The following is a 19,518-nucleotide window of genomic DNA, read 5'->3' as shown; positions in this document are numbered from 1 at the left end:
ATTAAGTTGCACCCTTTTCAATTTGCGACAAATCCTACGGTTTTTGCTCCCTTTTAGCGCAGTCCAGCCGCTTTGCTAGAAGAAAAAGCACCAAGCAAGCGCGGTACAGGCGTACCAGAATTTATTTCCTGACGAGCCGCGTAATATTCCGACAAAAAAAGGGTTGCACCCGGTTGCACCTCAACAATCGCACAGCTAATCTTGGCGCCAGCTGATGCCACGCAGTCGTGGCAAACATGAGGATAAAAACATGGCTACCACCACCCTTGGGGTCAAACTTGACGACCCGACCCGCGAACGCCTCAAGGCCGCCGCGACCTCGATTGATCGCACGCCGCACTGGTTGATCAAGCAGGCAATCTTCAATTACCTGGAAAAACTCGAGGGTGGTGCAACCCTGACCGAGCTGAGCGGTTTGACCAAGGATTCCGACGACAGCGTCGACGCGCCTCTGGATCACGCCCACCAGTGCTTCCTCGAATTCGCCGAAAGCATCCTGCCGCAGTCGGTTCTGCGCGCCTCGATCACCGCCGCCTACCGCCGCCCTGAGCCGGAAGTCGTGCCGATGCTGATCGAGCAGGCTCGCCTGCCGGCACCGATGTGCGACGCCACCAACAAACTCGCTGCCTCGATTGCTGAAAAACTGCGCAATCAGAAGAGCGCTGGCGGCCGTGCCGGCATCGTTCAGGGCCTGCTGCAGGAATTTTCCCTGTCGTCCCAGGAAGGCGTGGCGCTGATGTGCCTGGCCGAAGCGCTGCTGCGTATCCCGGACAAAGGCACCCGTGACGCCCTGATCCGCGACAAGATCAGCACCGGCAACTGGCAGCCGCACCTGGGCAACAGCCCTTCGCTGTTCGTCAACGCTGCCACCTGGGGCCTGCTGCTGACCGGCAAGCTTGTATCCACGCACAACGAGGCCGGCCTGACTTCGTCCCTGAGCCGCATCATCGGCAAGAGCGGCGAACCGATGATCCGCAAGGGCGTCGACATGGCCATGCGCCTGATGGGCGAGCAGTTCGTGACCGGCGAAACCATCGCCGAAGCCCTGGCCAACGCCAGCAAGTTCGAAGCCAAGGGCTTCCGTTATTCCTACGACATGCTGGGTGAAGCTGCACTCACTGAGCACGACGCACAGAAGTACCTGGCCTCGTACGAACAAGCCATCCACTCGATCGGCAAAGCGTCCCACGGTCGCGGGATTTATGAAGGCCCGGGCATTTCCATCAAGCTGTCGGCCCTGCACCCTCGCTACAGCCGCGCCCAGTACGAGCGCGTGATGGATGAGCTGTACCCGCGCCTGCTGTCGCTGACCCTGCTGGCCAAGCAGTACGACATCGGCCTGAACATCGACGCCGAAGAAGCCGATCGCCTCGAGCTGTCGCTGGATCTGCTCGAACGCCTGTGCTTCGAGCCGCAACTGACCGGCTGGAACGGCATCGGTTTCGTGATCCAGGCTTATCAGAAGCGTTGCCCGTATGTAATCGACTACGTGATCGACCTGGCTCGTCGCAGCCGTCATCGCCTGATGATCCGCCTGGTAAAAGGCGCGTACTGGGACAGCGAAATCAAGCGCGCCCAGGTCGAAGGCCTGGAAGGCTACCCGGTCTATACCCGCAAGGTGTACACCGACGTGTCCTACATCGCTTGCGCACGCAAGCTGCTGTCGGTGCCTGAAGTCATCTACCCGCAGTTCGCCACGCACAACGCCCACACCCTGTCGGCCATTTATCACATCGCCGGTCAGAACTATTACCCGGGCCAGTACGAGTTCCAGTGCCTGCATGGCATGGGTGAACCGCTGTACGAACAGGTTGTAGGTAAAGTCTCCGAAGGCAAGCTGAACCGTCCGTGCCGCGTGTACGCACCGGTCGGTACCCACGAAACCCTGCTGGCTTATCTGGTGCGTCGCCTGCTGGAAAACGGCGCGAACACCTCGTTCGTCAACCGTATCGCCGACCAGTCGATTTCGATCCAGGAACTGGTGGCCGATCCGGTGGCGAGCATCGAACAGATGGCGACCGTGGAAGGTGGTTTCGGCCTGCCGCACCCGCGCATTCCGTTGCCGCGTGACCTGTATGGCTCCGAACGCGCCAACTCCAGCGGTATCGACATGGCCAACGAACATCGCCTGGCGTCCCTGTCCTGCGCGCTTCTTGCTACCGCACACAACCACTGGAAAGCCGCACCGATACTCGGCTGCGCATCCAGCAACGAAGCCCCGGCTCCCGTGCTGAACCCGTCTGATCTGCGTGACGTGGTCGGCCATGTGCAGGAAGCCACCGTCGAAGACGTCGACAACGCGATCCAGTGCGCCCTCAACGCTGCACCGATCTGGCAGGCCACCCCGCCCGCCGAACGCGCCGCGATCCTGGAACGTGCCGCCGACCTGATGGAAGCCGAGATCCAGCCGCTGATGGGCCTGCTGGCTCGCGAAGCCGGCAAGACCTTCGCCAACGCCATCGCTGAAGTCCGCGAGGCCGTGGACTTCCTGCGTTATTACGCGGTGCAGGCACGCAACGATTTCACCAACGACGCTCACCGCCCGCTGGGTCCAGTGGTGTGCATCAGCCCGTGGAACTTCCCGCTGGCAATCTTCAGTGGTCAAGTGGCTGCTGCCCTCGCCGCCGGCAACCCGGTATTGGCCAAGCCTGCGGAACAGACTCCGCTGGTCGCCGCTCAAGCCGTGCGCCTGCTGCTCGAAGCCGGCATTCCCGAGGGTGTGCTGCAACTGCTGCCGGGTCGCGGTGAAACCGTGGGTGCCGGCCTGGTCGGCGACGATCGCGTCAAAGGCGTGATGTTCACCGGTTCCACCGAAGTCGCACGCTTGCTGCAACGCAACATCGCTGGCCGCCTGGACAGCCAGGGCCGTCCGATCCCGCTGATCGCCGAAACCGGTGGCCAGAACGCGATGATCGTCGACTCTTCGGCACTGACCGAACAAGTGGTGATCGACGTGGTTTCGTCGGCCTTCGACAGCGCCGGCCAGCGTTGCTCGGCCCTGCGCGTCCTGTGCCTGCAGGAAGATTCCGCCGACCGCGTCATCGAAATGCTCAAGGGCGCGATGGCTGAAAGCCGTCTTGGCAACCCTGAGCGTCTGTCCGTGGACATCGGCCCGGTCATCGACGCCGAAGCCAAGGCCGGCATCGAGAAGCACATCCAGGCCATGCGCGACAAAGGTCGCAGCGTGTACCAGGTGGCCATCGCCGATGCTGAAGAAGTCAAACGCGGCACCTTCGTGATGCCGACCCTGATCGAACTGGAAAGCTTCGACGAGTTGCAGCGGGAGATTTTCGGTCCGGTGCTGCACGTGGTTCGCTACAAGCGCAAGGACATCGATCAACTGATCGGTCAGATCAACGCTTCCGGCTACGGCCTGACCCTGGGCGTGCACACCCGCATCGACGAGACCATCGCCAAGGTGATCGACAACGTCAATGCCGGTAACGTCTACGTCAACCGCAACATCGTCGGTGCCGTGGTCGGCGTGCAGCCGTTCGGCGGCGAAGGCCTGTCGGGTACCGGCCCGAAAGCCGGTGGCCCGCTGTACCTGTACCGCCTGCTGTCGACCCGCCCTGCGGATGCGATCGAACAATCCTTCGCTCGTGGCGATGCCGCCGCAGCACCGGACGTTCGACTGCGCGACGCCATGAGCAAGCCGCTGACCGCCCTGAAAGCCTGGGCCGACAGCCACAAGTTTGCCGACCTGAGCACCCTGTGCGTGCAGTTCGCCGCGCAATCGCAAAGCGGCATCACCCGCGTACTGGCCGGCCCGACCGGCGAGCGCAACAGCTACGCGATCCTGCCACGGAAACACGTGCTGTGCCTGGCGGAAGTCGAAGGCGACCTGCTGACTCAACTGGCGGCGGTACTGGCTGTCGGCGGTTCGGCGGTGTGGCCGGAAGGTGAACTGAGCAAGGCGCTGTTCGCACGTCTGCCGAAGGATATTCAGACGCGCATCAAGCTGGTTTCCGACTGGAACAAGGACGAAGTGGTGTTTGACGCGGTTGTTCATCACGGCCATTCCGACCAGTTGCGTGCGGTTTGCCAGCAGGTTGCCAAGCGTGCTGGTGCGATTGTCGGGGTTCAGGGCCTGTCGCAGGGCGAGACCAACATTGCGCTGGAGCGTTTGGTGATCGAGCGTGCGTTGAGCGTCAACACGGCGGCGGCGGGTGGTAACGCGAGCTTGATGACCATCGGCTAAACCCGATAAGCCAGGCAGCCACGATAGCTGCCTGGCAATCAAATCCCTTTGGGAGCGGGCTTGCTCGCGAAAGCGGACTATCAGTCAACTTAAATGTTGAATGTGACGACCTCTTCGCGAGCAAGCCCGCTCCCACAATTGTTTATGGCGCCTGTTAAGTTGGCGCTCTGGCCTACCATCACGCTCATCAATCATCCTGTTCAGCCTTTATTCCCAACCTTAGACTCGGCCCATCCCAACAAAAGGTAGGCCGCCATGTCCGAGACATTGCTCAGTTCCCGTAATCTGGCTTTCGAGCTGTATGAAGTCCTCGATGCCGAGGGCCTGACCCAGCGTGAACGTTTCGCCGAGCACAATCGCGAAACCTTCGATGCGGCCATTGGCACTGCCCGCAGCATCGCCGAGAGGTTCTTCGCCCCGCACAACCGCAAGGGCGACGAGAATGAGCCGCGCTATGAGAACGGTCAGGCGATTCTGATTCCGGAAGTGAAACCGGCGGTGGATGCTTTCCTCGAAGCCGGCTTCCTCAACGCCGCGCGCAGCTTCGACGCCGGCGGCATGCAACTTCCTACGCTGCTGTCCCAAGCCTGCTTCGCACACTTCCAGTCGGCCAACGCCGCGTCGACCTCTTATCCGTTCCTGACCATGGGCGCGGCCAACCTGATCGAAAGCTTCGGCACCGATGAGCAGAAACGCCGCTTCCTGCAACCGATGATCGACGGCCGTTTCTTCGGCACCATGGCCCTGACCGAACCCCACGCGGGCTCATCGCTGTCGGATATTCGTACCCGCGCCGAGCCTGCGTCCGACGGCACTTATCGCCTCAAGGGCAACAAGATCTTCATTTCCGGTGGCGATCATCCGCTGTCGGAAAACATCGTGCACATGGTCCTGGCCAAGCTGCCGGACGCGCCCGCCGGGGTGAAGGGCATTTCGCTGTTCATCGTGCCCAAGTTCCTGGTCAACGATGACGGCAGCCTCGGCCAGCGCAACGACGTGCTGCTGGCCGGGCTGTTCCACAAGATGGGCTGGCGTGGCACCACGTCCACCGCACTGAATTTCGGCGATAACGGCGAGTGTGTCGGCTATCTGGTGGGCAAGCCGCACCAGGGCTTGAGCTACATGTTCCAGATGATGAACGAGGCGCGGATTGGCGTCGGCATGGGCGCGGTGATGCTCGGCTACGCCGGCTACCTGTACTCGCTGGAATATGCCCGCGAACGTCCGCAAGGTCGCGTGCCGGACAGCAAGGACCCGAACACTGCGCCGGTAGCGATCATCCAGCACGCCGACGTCAAACGCATGCTGCTGACACAAAAGGCCTACGTTGAAGGCTCGTTCGACCTCGGCCTGTACGCGGCGCGACTGTTCGACGACACCACCACCCTTGCAACCGAAGCCGAGCGCAAGCAGGCCCATGAACTGCTGGACCTGCTGACGCCGATCGTCAAATCCTGGCCGTCGGAGTTCTGCCTGAAGGCCAACGAACTGGCGATCCAGATCCTCGGCGGCCATGGCTACACCCGTGAATACCCGGTGGAGCAGTACTATCGCGACAACCGCCTGAACCCGATCCACGAAGGCACCCACGGCATTCAGTCGCTGGACCTGCTGGGGCGCAAACTGGCGCAGAACGGTGGCGCGGGGCTCAAGCAACTGATCCGCCTGATCGCCGACACCGCCGAGCGTGCCCAGGCGTTCGAGTCGCTGACGCCGCTGCGCGAGCCGCTGGAGAAACTGGTGGCGCGCCTGCAGGCCGTGACCATTGGTCTACTGACCGACCTGGCTCAGGGCAAGGTCAACAGCAGCCTGGCGAACTCGGCGCTGTACCTGAAGGTGTTCGGGCACACGGTGATCGGCTGGCGCTGGCTGGAACAGGCCATTCGTGCCGAGGAAGGGCTGGCAAAAGGCAATGCGGCGGATGCGAGCTTCTATAAAGGCAAGTTGCAGGCGGCGCGCTACTTCCTGACGTGGGAAGTGCCGGGGTGCCACCATGAACTGGCGATTCTAGAGGCGCGGGATGATGTGTGCCTGGGCATGCAGGATGAGTGGTTCTAGCTCCAAATACTTGTAGTGCTGCTTAGATCCATTCGCGAGCAAGCCCGCTCCCACAGGTGAATGTATTTCAAATGTGGGAGCGGGCTTGCTCGCGAAGACGTCCGCGCAGACGCCACATCACCCAAGCTTGAACCCCCCCATCTGCCGCGCCAGATCATCAGCCAACCGCTGCAACGTCTGGCAGTCCTCACGACAAGCCCTGACCTCCCCCGCCGTCGCCCGCGCCAGATCGGAAATGCCCTGCACATTGCGATTGATTTCCTCGGTGACTGCCGACTGCTCTTCCGTCGCCGTCGCCACCTGATGGTTCATATCGCTGATGCGCTCCACTTGCCCGGTAATCGCCGTCAACGAGGTGCCGGTACGCTGGCTCGACTCGACACCCGTGCCCGTCGCGGCTTGCCCGGAGTGCATCGACGACACTGCGTTCTCCGCGCCTTGCTTGAGGCTGCCGATCATCTGCTGGATTTCATCGGTGGACGATTGCGTACGCCGCGCCAGGGTGCGCACTTCATCGGCCACCACGGCGAACCCACGGCCCATGTCGCCCGCGCGCGCCGCTTCGATAGCGGCGTTGAGCGCCAGCAGGTTGGTCTGCTCGGAAATTCCGCGAATCACCGCCAGCACCTGATCGATGGACGCCACTTGATGAGCCAGCTCGGCCACCGCCGTGGCCGCGACGCCGATTTCCCGGGACATGCTTTCAATATGGCGGATAGAACCACCCACCACCTCCCGCGCCTGCATCGCTTCGTCACGGGCGGTTTGTGACGCGAACGCCGCGTTGCCGGCATTCTGCGCGATGTCCTGCACCGTCAGGCCCATTTCGTGAACAGCGGTGGCGACCATGTCGGTCATTTCCTGCTGACGACCAGAGCGTTCGGCGGTGTTGTCCACCACCCGCGCCACTTGGCCGACAGCGGTGCGCAGGTGCTCGCTGGTTGTCAGCACTTCGCCGATCATGTCGCGCTGGCTATCCAGGAATCGATTGAAGCCACGAGCCAGATCGCCCAGCTCATCGGCGCGACTGGAATCTAACCTGTGGGTCAAATCTCCACCACCGCTACCGATGGCAACCAGCGCCGCTGTTACCTGACGAATCGGTCGCACCAGCCCTCGGGCCAGCAACACCACCAGCAACAGGCACACCAGCGCCACCGCCAGGCCGATGCCGCTGCTCATCCACATGGCACGGCGGGCTTCGGCGTAGATCTGCGATTGCGGCACTTCGGCCACCAGGGTCCAGCCGAGATCACGCAGCGGCAAGCTCAAGGCGAGGAAGTCTTCGTCGTCGCGCTGGAAGCCACTGCTGGTGGCGGCTTTTTGACTCATCACCGCTTGCGCCGCTGTAGCACCAATCTGCTCGGCCAAGGTGCGTTTACCGCTGAACTGCGCCTCGGGATGCACCTGGATCAAACCGTCGGAACGCACGAGATAGACCTTGCCGCGCTCACCGAAGCTGAAATTGTGAATCAGCTCCGACAGCTCTTTCATGCTCAGGCCAAGCCCGGCAACGCCCACGACTTTGCCGGCCTGCTCGACCTTGAGGTCGATGAACAGCGCCAATTCTCCGGTGGCCGTGTCGTTGTCGATATTGAGCGTGCGTGGCTGGTTACTGTCGAGGAAGGAGTAGAACCAGGCGTCCTTGGGGTTGGATCGGCTGAGGGTTCGATCCAGGCCTTTCTCGGTGAAATAGTGGTTGGAGGCGGTCCCGACAATCAGCGCAGTAAACGCCTTGTGCTCAGCGCGGATGCCTTCCAGATAGGTGGCAAAGGTGTTGGTCTGGGCACTGTCTTCCCCTCCGGCCAACCAGTCGCGCACCATGCTGTTGCTGGCGATGTCCTTCGCGGCGGTGAGGGGCTGGACGAGGATCCGCTCGATGTCGTTGCGCATCGCCTCGATGCTCGACGGCAATGCCTGCTCGACCAGATAGCTCTGGGCGAGACGGTTGACCACGAGGGTATAAATGCCAACCACGATCAGGATACTGACCAGCAGGGCGGTGCCCATGCTCAGGATCAACTGCCATTGAATACTGCGTCGCCAGAACTGCATGGAGCACCCCCAAAGAATAAGAGGCTGAAACTCTGCAACAGCCGTGCCGATTGTATACAAACCAATCGACAATCTATTCTTTGGTTGTGCGCAAAGCCGATCAGGCCTGATTGATCGTCTTGGAGATCACTTCAACCGTGGCGCTGACTTGCTCTTGGTAACGGTCGAGTTCGAGCTTGTGCTGTTTCTGCATTTCAATCTGCTGGGAGCACAGATTCATCGCCGCCAGCACCAGCAGTCGGTCACCGATCAGCGTCGGGTACTTCCTCTTGGTTTCGGCCAGGGCTGCCTTCAACATCATCGCGGCGTCCAGCAGGGTTTGTTCTTCCCCGGCCGGTGCCTTGATCGAATAGTCCTCCCCCAGGATCGAGACGACTTTTACCCCTGCGGCGTTGTAACTCATGCGCTGACAGGACCTGCGCTGACGCGCTCAACCAGGGCCTGGATGCGAGCCGCCGTAGCGCCTTGTTTCTCTTCCTGCTCCATCAGGCTCAGTTGCAGGCTTTCGTTTTCATCCTTGGCCTGGGCCAGTTCTGCAGTCAGGGTCTGGTTGGTGCCGAGCAACGTCTGGTTCTGTTGCACCAGGTCGCTGACCAGTTGTTCCAATTGGCTTAGGGATGCTTCCAACATTTTGATATTCCGGGCTTTTTCAAAGGGCGCGTACGATAAAGAAAAGTCACCGTGGATGCCAGGGTTATACAGGCGCAAAGCCTTGATTTTGCTGACGGGCGACCTTCCTCGCGAGTTTTAAAGACTGCGGCAGGCCAATCTGGTTCCTGCACTTCGTCGCCGAGTCCTTTGCTCTGTAACAGAGTGATGCCGCAAAGATCGCAGCCTGCGGCAGCTCCTACACGCAGATCGCGCATTTCCCTAACGTAGGAGCTGCCGCAGGCTGCGATCTTTTGATCTGCAAAAGCTTTTTGACAGCATCACATTTCAACAGGTTAGAATCGCTGGCACGCAGACTGCATGGTCAGTTTGTGCCCGCCTTTCAGCTTTCTGGAGTACTGCCTTTGAATGCGACGACCATCAACAGCCTGTTCTTGATCGGCGCGTTGCTGGTAGGTGCGAGCATTCTGGTGAGCTCCCTTTCGTCGCGCCTCGGCATCCCGATTCTGGTGATCATCCTGGCTGTCGGCATGGCGGCCGGCGTCGATGGCGGCGGCATTATCTTCGACAACTACCCCACGGCCTACCTGGTCGGCAACCTCGCACTGGCGGTGATCCTGCTCGACGGTGGCTTGCGTACCCGGGTCTCGAGTTTCCGCGTGGCGTTATGGCCGGCGCTCTCATTGGCCACGGTCGGGGTGCTGATTACCACCGGGCTGACCGGCATGGCGGCCGCCTGGCTGTTCGACCTGAACCTGATCCAGGGCCTGCTGATCGGGGCCATTGTCGGCTCCACCGACGCCGCGGCGGTGTTCTCGCTGTTGGGTGGCAAAGGCCTGAACGAACGGGTAACCGCCAGCCTTGAAATCGAATCCGGCAGCAACGACCCGATGGCGGTGTTCCTCACCGTCACCCTGATCGACATGCTCGCCAGCGGCCAGACCGGCCTGCACTGGAGCCTGCTGACCCACCTGATCCGCGAGTTCGGCATCGGTGGCGTCATTGGCCTGGGCGGTGGCTGGCTCATGCTGCAACTGGTCAACCGCATCAACCTGGCCACCGGTCTTTATCCGATCCTGGTCATCGCCGGTGGTCTGTTGGTGTTTGCCCTGACAAACGCCCTGCACGGCAGCGGCTTCCTTGCCGTATACCTGTGCGGTCTGGTGATCGGCAACCGTCCGGTGCGCAGCCGCCACGGCATTTTGCACATGCTCGACGGCATGGCCTGGCTGGCGCAGATCGGCATGTTCCTGGTGCTCGGGCTGTTGGTGACACCTCACGACCTGCTGCCAATCGCCTTGCCGGCACTGGCACTGGCGCTGTGGATGATTCTGTTTGCCCGACCACTGTCGGTGGTGGTCGGCCTGCTGCCGTTCAAGGCATTCCATGGTCGTGAGAAAGTGTTCATTTCCTGGGTCGGCCTGCGCGGCGCGGTCCCGATCATTCTGGCGGTGTTCCCGCTGATGGCCGGCCTGCCCAACGCCCAGCTGTACTTCAACCTCGCCTTCTTTATCGTGTTGGTGTCGCTGCTGGTTCAGGGCACGAGCCTGCCGTGGGTCGCCAAGCTGCTCAAGGTGACGGTGCCTCCGGAGCCTGCCCCCATCTCGCGCTCGGCCCTGGAAGTGCACGTTACCAGCGAGTGGGAGCTATTCATTTATCGCCTCGGCGCGGAAAAATGGTGCATCGGTTCGCCCCTGCGTGAGCTGAAAATGCCCGAAGGCACCCGTATCGCTGCCCTGTTTCGTGGTCAACAATTGCTCCATCCGTCGGGTAGTACGGTGCTGGAAGTCGATGATTTGCTGTGTGTTATCGGCCATGAACACAACCTGCCGGCCCTCGGAAAACTCTTCAGCCAGGCACCCCAACGGGGCCTCGATCTGCGCTTCTTCGGCGACTTCGTACTCGAAGGAGACGCCCAGCTGGCCGCGGTTGCAGCCCTGTATGGGCTGAAGGTCGAAGGCATCGATCCGGACATGTCCCTGGGCCACTTCATTGCCCAGAAAGTCGGCGGCGCGCCGGTGGTGGGCGACCAGGTGGAATGGAACAACACCATCTGGACCGTGGCGGTCATGGACGGGAACAAGATCGGCAAAGTGGGCGTCAGATTCCCCGAAGGAAGTCGCCCGGGTCCCGGACTCTTCCTCTAAACTGCTTCCACTCTCACTTGCTTGACCGGTCTTTATGCCTAACCTGCGCTCCTTTTTCGCCATTGCCCTTCTGGGCTTGAGTCTCTCTGTCGGCCCCCTTGGTTTTTCACAAGCGGCACAAGCGGCCGAACCGCCCTCCAGCGAAGCTGTGCAAGCGAGCCTGGACAAGATAGCCGACCGCAAACTGCCTGAAGCCGATCAGAAGGCTTTGCAATCCGTCCTGCAAGGCACGCTGAACCAGCTCAACAACAAGCGTGATTACGAGCAGAAGCTGATCGATCTCAAGCAAACGTTGAGTTCTGCCCCCAAGCAGACGATCGAGAACCAGCGCGAACTGACTCGCCTCAAGGCCAGCACTGTGGTGCCGGTGGCGCAGCGCTTCGCCAAAGAGTCGATCCAGCAGCTGGAGCAAATGCTCACTGAGCGCTCCACCCAGCAAAGCGACCTGCAGAAAGCCCTGGGCGATGCCAACAGCCTGATCATCACTGCCCAGACCCGCCCCGAGCGTGCCCAGGCGGAGATATCCGCCAGTCAGACGCGCATCCAGCAGATCAACAATATCCTCAAGAACGGCAAGGACGCCGGCAAGACCCTGAGCGCCGAGCAGCGCGACCAGCTCAATGCCGAACTGGCGGCACTGAACGCCCTGATCCCGCTGCGCCGCCAGGAACTGGCCGGCAATACCCAATTGCAAGACCTCGGCAACAGCCAGCATGACCTGTTGTCGGAGCGATCCGACCGCCTGGACAAGGAAATCCAGGAACTGCAAACCCTGATCAACCAGAAGCGTCTGGCGCTGTCCCAGGAAACGGTCACCCAGCAATCCATCGAAGCGCAGAAAGCAGGCGGCAGCAGCCTGCTGGCCACCGAAAGCGCGGCCAACCTGAAGCTCTCGGACTATCTGCTCAAAAGCACCGACCGCCTCAACGAAGTCACCCAGCAGAACCTGCAGACCAAGCAACAACTGGACAGCCTGACCCAGAGCGATTCGGCGCTGGACGAGCAAATCAACGTGCTCAAAGGCAGCCTGCTGCTCTCGAAGATTCTCTACAAACAGAAACAGGCGTTGCCGCGCCTGCGGCTCGACCGCAACCTGGCCGACCAGATCGCTGACATTCGCCTGTATCAGTTCGAAGTCAGCCAGCAACGGGAACTGCTGAGCAATCCGACTACCTACGTTGAAAACCTGCTGTCGACCCAGCCTCCCGAGCAAGTCACGCCGCAGTTGCGCAAAAGCCTGATGGAACTGGCCACCACCCGCGCCGACCTGCTGGAGCGGCTCAATCGCGAACTGAGCGCAGTGCTCAATGAATCCATCACCCTGCAACTGAACCAGAAGCAACTGCTCAGCACCGCGCAAAGCCTGAGGGCGACGCTCGATGAACAGATGTTCTGGATTCCAAGCAACAAGCCGCTGGACCTGGAGTGGATTCACAGCGTACCGGATCGCCTCCAGCGTCAACTCGATTCACTGCCGGTACTTTCAAGCCTGAGCGAACTGACCGACGGCTTGACCCAACGCCCGCTGCTATTCCTGCCATTGGCGCTACTGATCGGTGCGCTGCTGTGGCGACGCAAGAGTCTGTACGCACGGCTGAACAAGGTTCACCAGGACATCGGTCACTTCAAACGCGATAGCCAGTGGCACACCCCGCAGGCGATTCTGATCAACATCCTGCTGGCGATGCCGGTTTCCCTGGGCCTCGCCTTGTGCGGGCTGGCCCTGCAAATCGACGCCCGTGGGCAGAACGCCAATATGGGCGCGGCGCTGCTGCAAATGGCCGGGGCCTGGCTGGTGTTCTACACCGCCTACCGGATCCTCGCGCCGGGTGGCGTGGCAGAACTGCATTTCCGCTGGGAAAAGCCCCAGGTGGAATTCCTGCGCAGATGGATCCGCCGCCTCGGCATCGTGGTGATGGCGCTGGTGACCGTAGTGGCCGTTGCCGAACAGCAACCGGCGGCGCTGGCCGATGACGTGCTCGGCATGCCGGTGGTGCTCACCTGCTACGCCTTGATGACCTTGCTGCTCAGCCGCTTGCTCATCAGCAGCCCGACCCACGAGAACGCCTCGCTGTTCCGCAAACTGGTGGGGATCCTGTTCACCGCCCTGCCTGTCGCGCTGTTCGTGGCGGTGTGCTTCGGCTACTACTACACCGCGCTGAAGCTCAGCGACCGCTTGATCAATACCCTGTACCTGCTGATGTTCTGGCTGGTGATCGAAGCCACCTTCGTGCGCGGCCTCAGCGTGGCGGCCCGGCGGCTGGCCTACCAGCGCGCCCTGACCAAGCGCCTGGCCGCCAAAGAGGCCGGCGATGGCGAAACGGTGATCGAAGAGCCGACCATGGACATCGAGAAGGTCAACGAACAGTCCCTGCGCCTGATCCGCCTGGCACTGCTCGGCGGCTTCATGGCGGCGCTGTATTGGGTCTGGGCCGACCTGATCACCGTGTTCTCGTACCTGGACAACATCACCCTCTACGAATACACCAGCGGTACCGGCGCCAACATGAGCATGGTGCCGATCAGCATCGGCGACATGCTCGGTGCGCTGATCATCATCGGCATCACCTTCGCCCTGGCGCGCAACTTGCCCGGCCTGCTGGAAGTCTTCGTGCTGTCCAAGCTCAACCTGGCCCAGGGCAGCGCCTACGCGACCACCACGTTGCTCTCGTACGTGATCGCCGGCGTCGGTTTCGTCTCGACGCTGTCGACCCTGGGCGTGAGCTGGGACAAGTTGCAATGGCTGGTGGCGGCGCTGTCGGTCGGCCTCGGTTTCGGCATGCAGGAAATCTTCGCCAACTTCATTTCCGGCATCATGATCCTGTTCGAACGTCCGGTGCGGATCGGTGACACCATCACCATAGGCAACCTGTCGGGTACGGTGAGCAAGATCCGCATCCGTGCCACGACCATCACCGACTTCGACCGCAAGGACATCATCGTCCCGAACAAGACGTTCATCACCGGGCAACTGATCAACTGGTCGCTGACCGACACCATCACCCGGGTGACCCTCAAGCTCGGCGTCGACTACGGCTCGGACCTGGACCTGGTGAAAGAGTTGCTGCTCAAGGCTGCCCGGGAAAACCCGCGCGTCCTGAAAGATCCGGAGCCGCATGTGTACTTCCTGAATTTCGGCGAAAGCACCCTCGACCACGAGTTGCGCATGCACGTGCGCGACCTCGGCGACCGCAACCCGGTGCTCGACGAGGTCAACCGCTTCATCAACCGCGAGTTCAAGAAGCAACACATCAACATCTCGTTCCGGCAGATGGAGGTTTACCTCAAGAACCTGCACGGCCAGGAATACAAGATGGTGCCAATCGAGCCTGAAGCGAAAACCATCGTGCCGATCGTCGACGGCAGGCCGACGCAAGAACCGCCCGCCGCCAAACTCGACTAACCGGTCTTTCCCCAGCAGAATGCTCGGACATTCTGCTGGAGCCGGTCCTTGAAAGCCCTCGACGAACTCACCTTCGATAATCGCTTCGACCGCCTGGGCGACGCGTTTTCCGCCCATGTGCTGCCAGAGCCCATCGACAATCCGCGCCTGGTCGTGGCCAGCCCCGCCGCCATGGCCCTGCTGGATCTCGACCCGGCCGTAGCCGAAACCCAGGAGTTCGCCGAACTGTTCAGCGGCCACAAGCTCTGGGCCAATGCGATTCCGAGGGCGATGGTCTATTCCGGGCATCAGTTCGGCTCCTACAACCCGCAACTGGGCGACGGTCGCGGCCTGTTGCTCGGCGAGGTGTACAACGAGGCCGGCGAACACTGGGACCTGCACCTCAAGGGCGCCGGCCAGACGCCGTTTTCACGCATGGGCGATGGCCGGGCGGTACTGCGTTCGTCGATCCGCGAGTTTCTCGCGTCCGAAGCCCTGAATGCCCTGAACATCCCGACCACCCGCGCCCTGTGCGTGATCGGCTCCGACACCCCGGTGTGGCGTGAAAAGCAGGAGCGCGCGGCCATGGTCCTGCGCCTGGCGCCAAGCCATGTACGCTTCGGCCACTTCGAATACTTCTACTACACCAAACGCCCCGAGCAGCAGAAAGTGCTGGGTGATCACGTGCTGGCCATGCACTTCCCAGAGTGCCTGGAACAACCGGAACCGTACCTGGCGATGTTCCGCGAAATAGTGGAGCGCAACGCCGAACTGATCGCCAAATGGCAGGCCTATGGCTTCTGCCACGGGGTGATGAACACCGACAACATGTCGATCCTGGGCATCACCTTTGATTTCGGCCCTTTCGCCTTCCTCGACGATTTCGACGCCAACTTCATCTGCAATCACTCCGACGACCAGGGCCGTTACTCCTTCAGCAACCAGGTGCCGATTGGCCAGTGGAACCTCAGCGCCTTGGCTCAGGCTCTGACGCCGTTCATCAGCGTCGAAGCCCTGCGCGAAACCCTGGGCCTCTACCTGCCGCTGTTCCAGGCCCATTACCTGGACCTGATGCGCCGCCGCCTCGGCCTGACCACGGCGGAGGATGACGACCAGAAACTGCTGGAGAACCTGCTGCAACTGATGCAAAACAGTGGCGTCGACTACAGCCTGTTTTTCCGCCGCTTGGGTGATGAAGCACCGGAACAGGCCATCACCCGCTTGCGCGATGACTTCGTCGACCTCAAGGGCTTTGATGCCTGGGGCGAGCTTTATGTCGCCCGGGTCGCCCGTGAAGGCGCACTTGATCAGGAACTGCGCCGCCAGCGGATGCACGCAGTCAACCCGCTGTACATCCTGCGCAATTACCTGGCGCAAAAGGCCATCGATGCGGCAGAGAGCGGCGACTATTCAGAAGTTCGACGACTGCACGCAGTGCTGAGCAATCCGTTCGAGGAACAACCGGGGATGGAAAGCTACGCAGAGAGGCCGCCGGAATGGGGCAAGCATCTGGAGATCAGTTGTTCGTCGTGAGGCGCTACACAATTGAAAATCTGGAGACCTGTCTCCAGATAAGGATCATTCGCTTTCGACTGGACGACTTGTCATGACCGACCCACTCCTCATCCCCTGCCCCCACTGCAACGGCCTCAACCGCATCCCCGCCGAGCGTCTCAACGACCACCCGAAATGCGGACGCTGCAAGGCCGAAGTCCTGCTGAACAAGCCGTTTGAATTGAAACAAGGCGACTACGCCAGCCAGATCAAAGGCGATCTGCCGTTGCTGGTAGACGTGTGGGCGGACTGGTGCGGGCCGTGCAAGTCATTTGCACCGGTGTTCGAGCAGGCGGCCGGGCAACTGGAGGGCAAGTGCCGGTTGGCCAAGCTGGACAGCGAGGCGAACCAGCAGTTGTCGGCGCAGTTGGGGATTCGCTCGATCCCGAGCCTGATCCTGTTCAAGAACGGCCGGGAAATCGCCCGGCAGAGCGGGGCTTTTCCGTTACCGCAGTTGATGGCCTGGCTGCGTAGCCAGGGTATCTGAAGCAACACAGCCCCTGTGGGAGCGAGCTTGCTCGCGATGACGATGTGTCAGTCAACAGAGATGTTGAATTTGACGTCCTCATCGCGAGCAAGCTCGCTCCCACAGGGTTTTGTGTCGTCTGGAAGATCAGGCGTTTTCCAGCAGGTTATGCAGCTCGACAAATTGCCGGGTCAGCTTGTGCCGCGGGTCGAGATGGATCAGCGGCGTGTTGGCCTGGTGGGATTCGCGCATGCGTACCGAGCTGGCCAGGTACACCGGCAGCACCGGCAGGCCTTCGGCGATCAGTTCGTCGAGGATTTGCTGGGGCAGGCTGGCGCGGGCCTGGAACTGGTTGACGACGATGCCTTCGACTTCCAGGCCTTCGTTATGGTCGTCCTTCAACTCTTCGATTTCCGCCATCAGGCCATACAGCGCCTGACGTGAAAAACTGTCGCAATCGAAGGGAATCAACACACGATCAGCGGCAATCAATGCAGAAACCGCATAAAAATTCAGCGCTGGCGGAGTATCGAGGTAAATCCGGTCGTAGTCTTCGCTAAGTTCCTCAAGCAACTTACGCAGCTTGTTGATCTTGTGCTTGGCTTCGAGTTTTGGCTGCAAGTCCGCCAGTTCGGCGGTGGCGGTAATAACGTGGAGGTTATCGAAGGGGGTTTCGTAGATGTCGACCTGATTCTTTTTGGAGAACGGCCCGGAAGACAGCGTCTGCTTGAAGAAATCGGCGATGCCCATCGGGATGTCGCTACCAGTGAGCCCCGTCAGGTACTGAGTGGAGTTGGCCTGGGCATCGAGATCCACCAATAAGGTGCGAAAACCCTCGCTGGCACTGACCGCCGCCAGATTGCAGGCAATGCTGGATTTGCCAACGCCACCTTTCTGATTGAACACCACGCGCCGCATGTCAAAACCTCCGTGTATCAAAGAATGACCGAGTGTAGTGGTGCACGGCGTTGCTTCGCTACCTTGTCGGCACAGGGACTACACAGTCAGTTACCTTCTCTTGCTTGAAAAGCCCTGAACGGCCCGATGGTTTGACGCAGGAACCGACAGACGGAGTAGTGATTGTGTGAATAATTACCAATCGCTCAGTTTTTGCGAGCCAGTCGCTGCATCTTGCTGAGCAAAATGTAACCAGCATTTGCTACACGTTCCCGGCACCGGGATAATGCGCGCCACTCGGCGGCAAACGCCGCGCAGGGTGAGTCTCGGCTCTCGGCCACTCCCCGCGTCAAGTAAGCCTGTGAGGGCGGGATGAATGTCTGTGATCAACTTCAACATCGCCCAATGGCGCGCATGGGCCCCGGGGCTTGAGAGCGTGAACGATTGGCAGGCCTGGAGCCGGCAACCCGTCGTGCTGCCGGACAGCGATGCCGCTCCCGACGTTTCCTTTCTGCCGGCCATGCAGCGCCGCAGGCTCAGCCGCCTGGCACGGATGGCATTCAGTGTCGGCTGGCCATTGGCCGAAGGCCGGCAGGATCTGCCATTGGTCTTTGTTTCCCGTCACGGCGAAACGCCGCGCACTGTCGATATTCTCAGTGATCTGGCCACCGACCAGCCGCTGTCGCCGACCCGGTTCAGCTTGTCGGTGCATAACGCGATTATTGGTTTGTGGTCGATCATGCGCGGTGAAACCAGCGAAATGACGGCCCTGGCCGCCGCAGGCGATGGCCTGGAGCACGGCATGCTCGAAGCTGCCGCGCTGCTGGCCGAAGGCGCTGGCGCGGTACTGCTGGTGGTCACCGAAGAGCGGCCGCCGGAGGCTTACGCGACCTGGATCGACGACGTGCCGTTCCCTTATGCCGTCGGCCTGCTGATCACACCCGGTACCGACTGGCAGCTGTCCCTGAACAGCCCCTCGGATGCGTTGTCCAAATCCCGCTGGCCCCACGCGCTGAATCTGTTGCGTATGCTGCTCGGCCAGCAAACCACCTGCCAACATGCCTGGAAAAATCGTGTATGGACCTGGCAACGCAACCCGTGACCGAGAAAAACCGCGACGCCTATTACTGGCGCTTGCTGGCCACCGCCGCGAGCTTTGCCCTGTTCGGGTTGGGCGGCCTGTGCCTGCGCCTGGTGATTTTCCCTGTGCTGAACTGCCTGCCGGGCGACGCCCGGACCCATCGGCTGCGGGCCCGGCAAACGGTCAGCCGCTGTTTCTGGATTTTTGTGCGCTTCATGGCCCGTACCGGGGTGCTGACCTACGACATTGAAGGCGCGGAAAAACTCGGTCGCCCCGGGCAAATGATCCTTGCCAATCACCCCTCGCTGATCGACGTGGTGTTTCTGATCGGCCTGGTGCGTCACGCCAACTGCGTGGTCAAGCAAAGCCTGTGGGAAAACCCTTTTACCCGCGGACCGCTACGCTGCACCGAATACATCAGCAACGACGGCAGCATGGACATGCTCGACGCGGCGGCCGACGCGCTGAAAGACGGCCAGACCCTGATCATTTTCCCCGAAGGTACGCGCACCCGCCCCGACCAGGCACCGGCCTTTCATCGGGGCGGTGCGGCAATCGCCGTGCGGGGTGCGAAAATCCTCACCCCGGTCATTATCAAGGTCAACCCGACCACATTGACCAAGGCCGAGCCCTGGTACCGCATCCCCAAGCGCCGCGTGCACTTCAGTTTCCGGGTCGGGGCCGATATAGACCCACAGGCCTTCGCCGCGCTGGGGCCAGCTCCACAAGCCTCGCGCAAGCTCAACGATTATCTACATTCTTACTTCATCAAGGAGCTCGCCGAAGATGAGCGATCGGAACACCCATAGCCTGGTGCTGGAAATCAAAGAGCTGATCATCGAAGCCCTGGGCCTCGAGGACATCAGCGCCGAAGACATCGGCAACGAGCAGACACTGTTCGGCGAAGGCCTGGGCCTGGACTCGGTGGACGCCCTGGAACTGGGCCTGGCCATCCAGAAAAAGTACGGCATCAAAATCGATGCCGATGCCAAAGACACCCGTAACCACTTCAGTAACGTGGCGAGCCTTGCGGCGTTCGTCACTGCAAAACAGGCAGCTTGAGACCGG

General features: G+C 61.1%; 13 protein-coding genes and 1 pseudogene. 9 read left to right on the top strand and 5 right to left on the bottom strand.

Annotated elements, in window-relative coordinates:
- The first annotated feature begins 250 nt into the window (after positions 1 to 250).
- Both putA and KSS91_RS02785 read left to right on the top strand, forming a co-directional pair.
- The gene (putA, locus tag KSS91_RS02790; RefSeq protein ID WP_217836994.1) at positions 251 to 4,201 is read left to right on the top strand and encodes a trifunctional transcriptional regulator/proline dehydrogenase/L-glutamate gamma-semialdehyde dehydrogenase; all 3,951 of its coding nucleotides are present in this window, start codon (positions 251 to 253) and stop codon (positions 4,199 to 4,201) included.
- A gap of 255 nt (positions 4,202 to 4,456) precedes the next feature.
- Positions 4,457 to 6,259, top strand: coding sequence for an acyl-CoA dehydrogenase (locus tag KSS91_RS02785; RefSeq protein ID WP_217836993.1), 1,803 nt, complete (start codon positions 4,457 to 4,459; stop codon positions 6,257 to 6,259).
- A 117-nt stretch (positions 6,260 to 6,376) separates the two neighbouring features.
- Here KSS91_RS02785 and KSS91_RS28680 read toward each other — a convergent pair whose 3' ends face one another.
- The 4 genes and pseudogenes from KSS91_RS28680 to KSS91_RS02770 all read right to left on the bottom strand — a co-directional run bounded on the left by KSS91_RS28680 (position 6,377) and on the right by KSS91_RS02770 (position 8,944).
- Positions 6,377 to 7,108: a methyl-accepting chemotaxis protein gene (locus KSS91_RS28680; protein ID WP_371319509.1), complete on the bottom strand. Its 732-nt coding sequence runs from the start codon at positions 7,106 to 7,108 to the stop codon at positions 6,377 to 6,379.
- Between the two features lie 132 nt (positions 7,109 to 7,240).
- Positions 7,241 to 8,269 (bottom strand): annotated as a pseudogene (locus KSS91_RS28675) (HAMP domain-containing protein); the annotation flags it as partial.
- Between the two features lie 145 nt (positions 8,270 to 8,414).
- The gene (locus tag KSS91_RS02775) at positions 8,415 to 8,717 is read right to left on the bottom strand and encodes a cell division protein ZapA (protein WP_007981180.1); all 303 of its coding nucleotides are present in this window, start codon (positions 8,715 to 8,717) and stop codon (positions 8,415 to 8,417) included.
- Positions 8,714 to 8,944: a hypothetical protein gene (locus KSS91_RS02770; RefSeq protein WP_007971835.1), complete on the bottom strand. Its 231-nt coding sequence runs from the start codon at positions 8,942 to 8,944 to the stop codon at positions 8,714 to 8,716. Before KSS91_RS02770 ends, KSS91_RS02775 begins: the two co-directional genes overlap by 4 nt.
- Positions 8,945 to 9,327: 383 nt before the next feature.
- On the opposite strand from KSS91_RS02770, the gene KSS91_RS02765 reads away from it, so the two are divergent.
- From KSS91_RS02765 to trxC, 4 genes are all read left to right on the top strand, one after another.
- Positions 9,328 to 11,070: a potassium/proton antiporter gene (locus KSS91_RS02765; protein ID WP_126048831.1), complete on the top strand. Its 1,743-nt coding sequence runs from the start codon at positions 9,328 to 9,330 to the stop codon at positions 11,068 to 11,070.
- A 34-nt stretch (positions 11,071 to 11,104) separates the two neighbouring features.
- On the top strand, positions 11,105 to 14,473 hold the full coding sequence (gene mscK, locus KSS91_RS02760; RefSeq protein WP_217836991.1) for a mechanosensitive channel MscK: 3,369 nt from the start codon (positions 11,105 to 11,107) through the stop codon (positions 14,471 to 14,473).
- A 48-nt stretch (positions 14,474 to 14,521) separates the two neighbouring features.
- On the top strand, positions 14,522 to 15,985 hold the full coding sequence (gene selO / locus KSS91_RS02755) for a protein adenylyltransferase SelO (RefSeq protein WP_217836990.1): 1,464 nt from the start codon (positions 14,522 to 14,524) through the stop codon (positions 15,983 to 15,985).
- A gap of 73 nt (positions 15,986 to 16,058) precedes the next feature.
- On the top strand, positions 16,059 to 16,493 hold the full coding sequence (trxC, locus tag KSS91_RS02750) for a thioredoxin TrxC (RefSeq protein WP_217836989.1): 435 nt from the start codon (positions 16,059 to 16,061) through the stop codon (positions 16,491 to 16,493).
- 126 nt (positions 16,494 to 16,619) lie between these two features.
- Here trxC and KSS91_RS02745 read toward each other — a convergent pair whose 3' ends face one another.
- Entirely contained in the window at positions 16,620 to 17,390 is a 771-nt protein-coding gene (locus KSS91_RS02745; protein WP_217836988.1) for a ParA family protein, read from the bottom strand.
- A 355-nt stretch (positions 17,391 to 17,745) separates the two neighbouring features.
- Between KSS91_RS02745 and KSS91_RS02740 the strand changes: the two genes are divergently transcribed.
- Genes KSS91_RS02740 through KSS91_RS02730 form a run of 3 tightly spaced genes read left to right on the top strand, consistent with a single transcriptional unit; the run spans position 17,746 to position 19,512 of the window.
- Entirely contained in the window at positions 17,746 to 18,471 is a 726-nt protein-coding gene (locus tag KSS91_RS02740) for a beta-ketoacyl synthase chain length factor (protein ID WP_126048825.1), read from the top strand.
- On the top strand, positions 18,447 to 19,259 hold the full coding sequence (locus KSS91_RS02735; protein WP_015093165.1) for a lysophospholipid acyltransferase family protein: 813 nt from the start codon (positions 18,447 to 18,449) through the stop codon (positions 19,257 to 19,259). Before KSS91_RS02740 ends, KSS91_RS02735 begins: the two co-directional genes overlap by 25 nt.
- Positions 19,237 to 19,512, top strand: coding sequence for a phosphopantetheine-binding protein (locus KSS91_RS02730; RefSeq protein WP_007972202.1), 276 nt, complete (start codon positions 19,237 to 19,239; stop codon positions 19,510 to 19,512). Before KSS91_RS02735 ends, KSS91_RS02730 begins: the two co-directional genes overlap by 23 nt.
- Positions 19,513 to 19,518 lie beyond the last annotated feature (6 nt).

This window comes from Pseudomonas azerbaijanorientalis, from assembly GCF_019139795.1.
Lineage (GTDB): Bacteria > Pseudomonadota > Gammaproteobacteria > Pseudomonadales > Pseudomonadaceae > Aquipseudomonas > Aquipseudomonas laurylsulfatiphila.
The sequence above is the reverse complement of the archived record's forward strand: the minus strand, read 5'-3'. Positions and strand labels throughout refer to the sequence as shown.

Bases quoted from the DNA above. Each gene is read 5' to 3' on its own strand.
- putA (WP_217836994.1), top strand. From the start codon at position 251: ATGGCTACCACCACCCTTGGGGTCAAACTTGACGACCCGACCCGCGAA.
- KSS91_RS02785 (WP_217836993.1), top strand. From the start codon at position 4,457: ATGTCCGAGACATTGCTCAGTTCCCGTAATCTGGCTTTCGAGCTGTAT.
- KSS91_RS28680 (WP_371319509.1), bottom strand. From the start codon at position 7,108: ATGGTCGCCACCGCTGTTCACGAAATGGGCCTGACGGTGCAGGACATC.
- KSS91_RS02775 (WP_007981180.1), bottom strand. From the start codon at position 8,717: ATGAGTTACAACGCCGCAGGGGTAAAAGTCGTCTCGATCCTGGGGGAG.
- KSS91_RS02770 (WP_007971835.1), bottom strand. From the start codon at position 8,944: ATGTTGGAAGCATCCCTAAGCCAATTGGAACAACTGGTCAGCGACCTG.
- mscK (WP_217836991.1), top strand. From the start codon at position 11,105: ATGCCTAACCTGCGCTCCTTTTTCGCCATTGCCCTTCTGGGCTTGAGT.
- trxC (WP_217836989.1), top strand. From the start codon at position 16,059: ATGACCGACCCACTCCTCATCCCCTGCCCCCACTGCAACGGCCTCAAC.
- KSS91_RS02745 (WP_217836988.1), bottom strand. From the start codon at position 17,390: ATGCGGCGCGTGGTGTTCAATCAGAAAGGTGGCGTTGGCAAATCCAGC.
- KSS91_RS02740 (WP_126048825.1), top strand. From the start codon at position 17,746: ATGTCTGTGATCAACTTCAACATCGCCCAATGGCGCGCATGGGCCCCG.
- KSS91_RS02735 (WP_015093165.1), top strand. From the start codon at position 18,447: ATGGACCTGGCAACGCAACCCGTGACCGAGAAAAACCGCGACGCCTAT.
- KSS91_RS02730 (WP_007972202.1), top strand. From the start codon at position 19,237: ATGAGCGATCGGAACACCCATAGCCTGGTGCTGGAAATCAAAGAGCTG.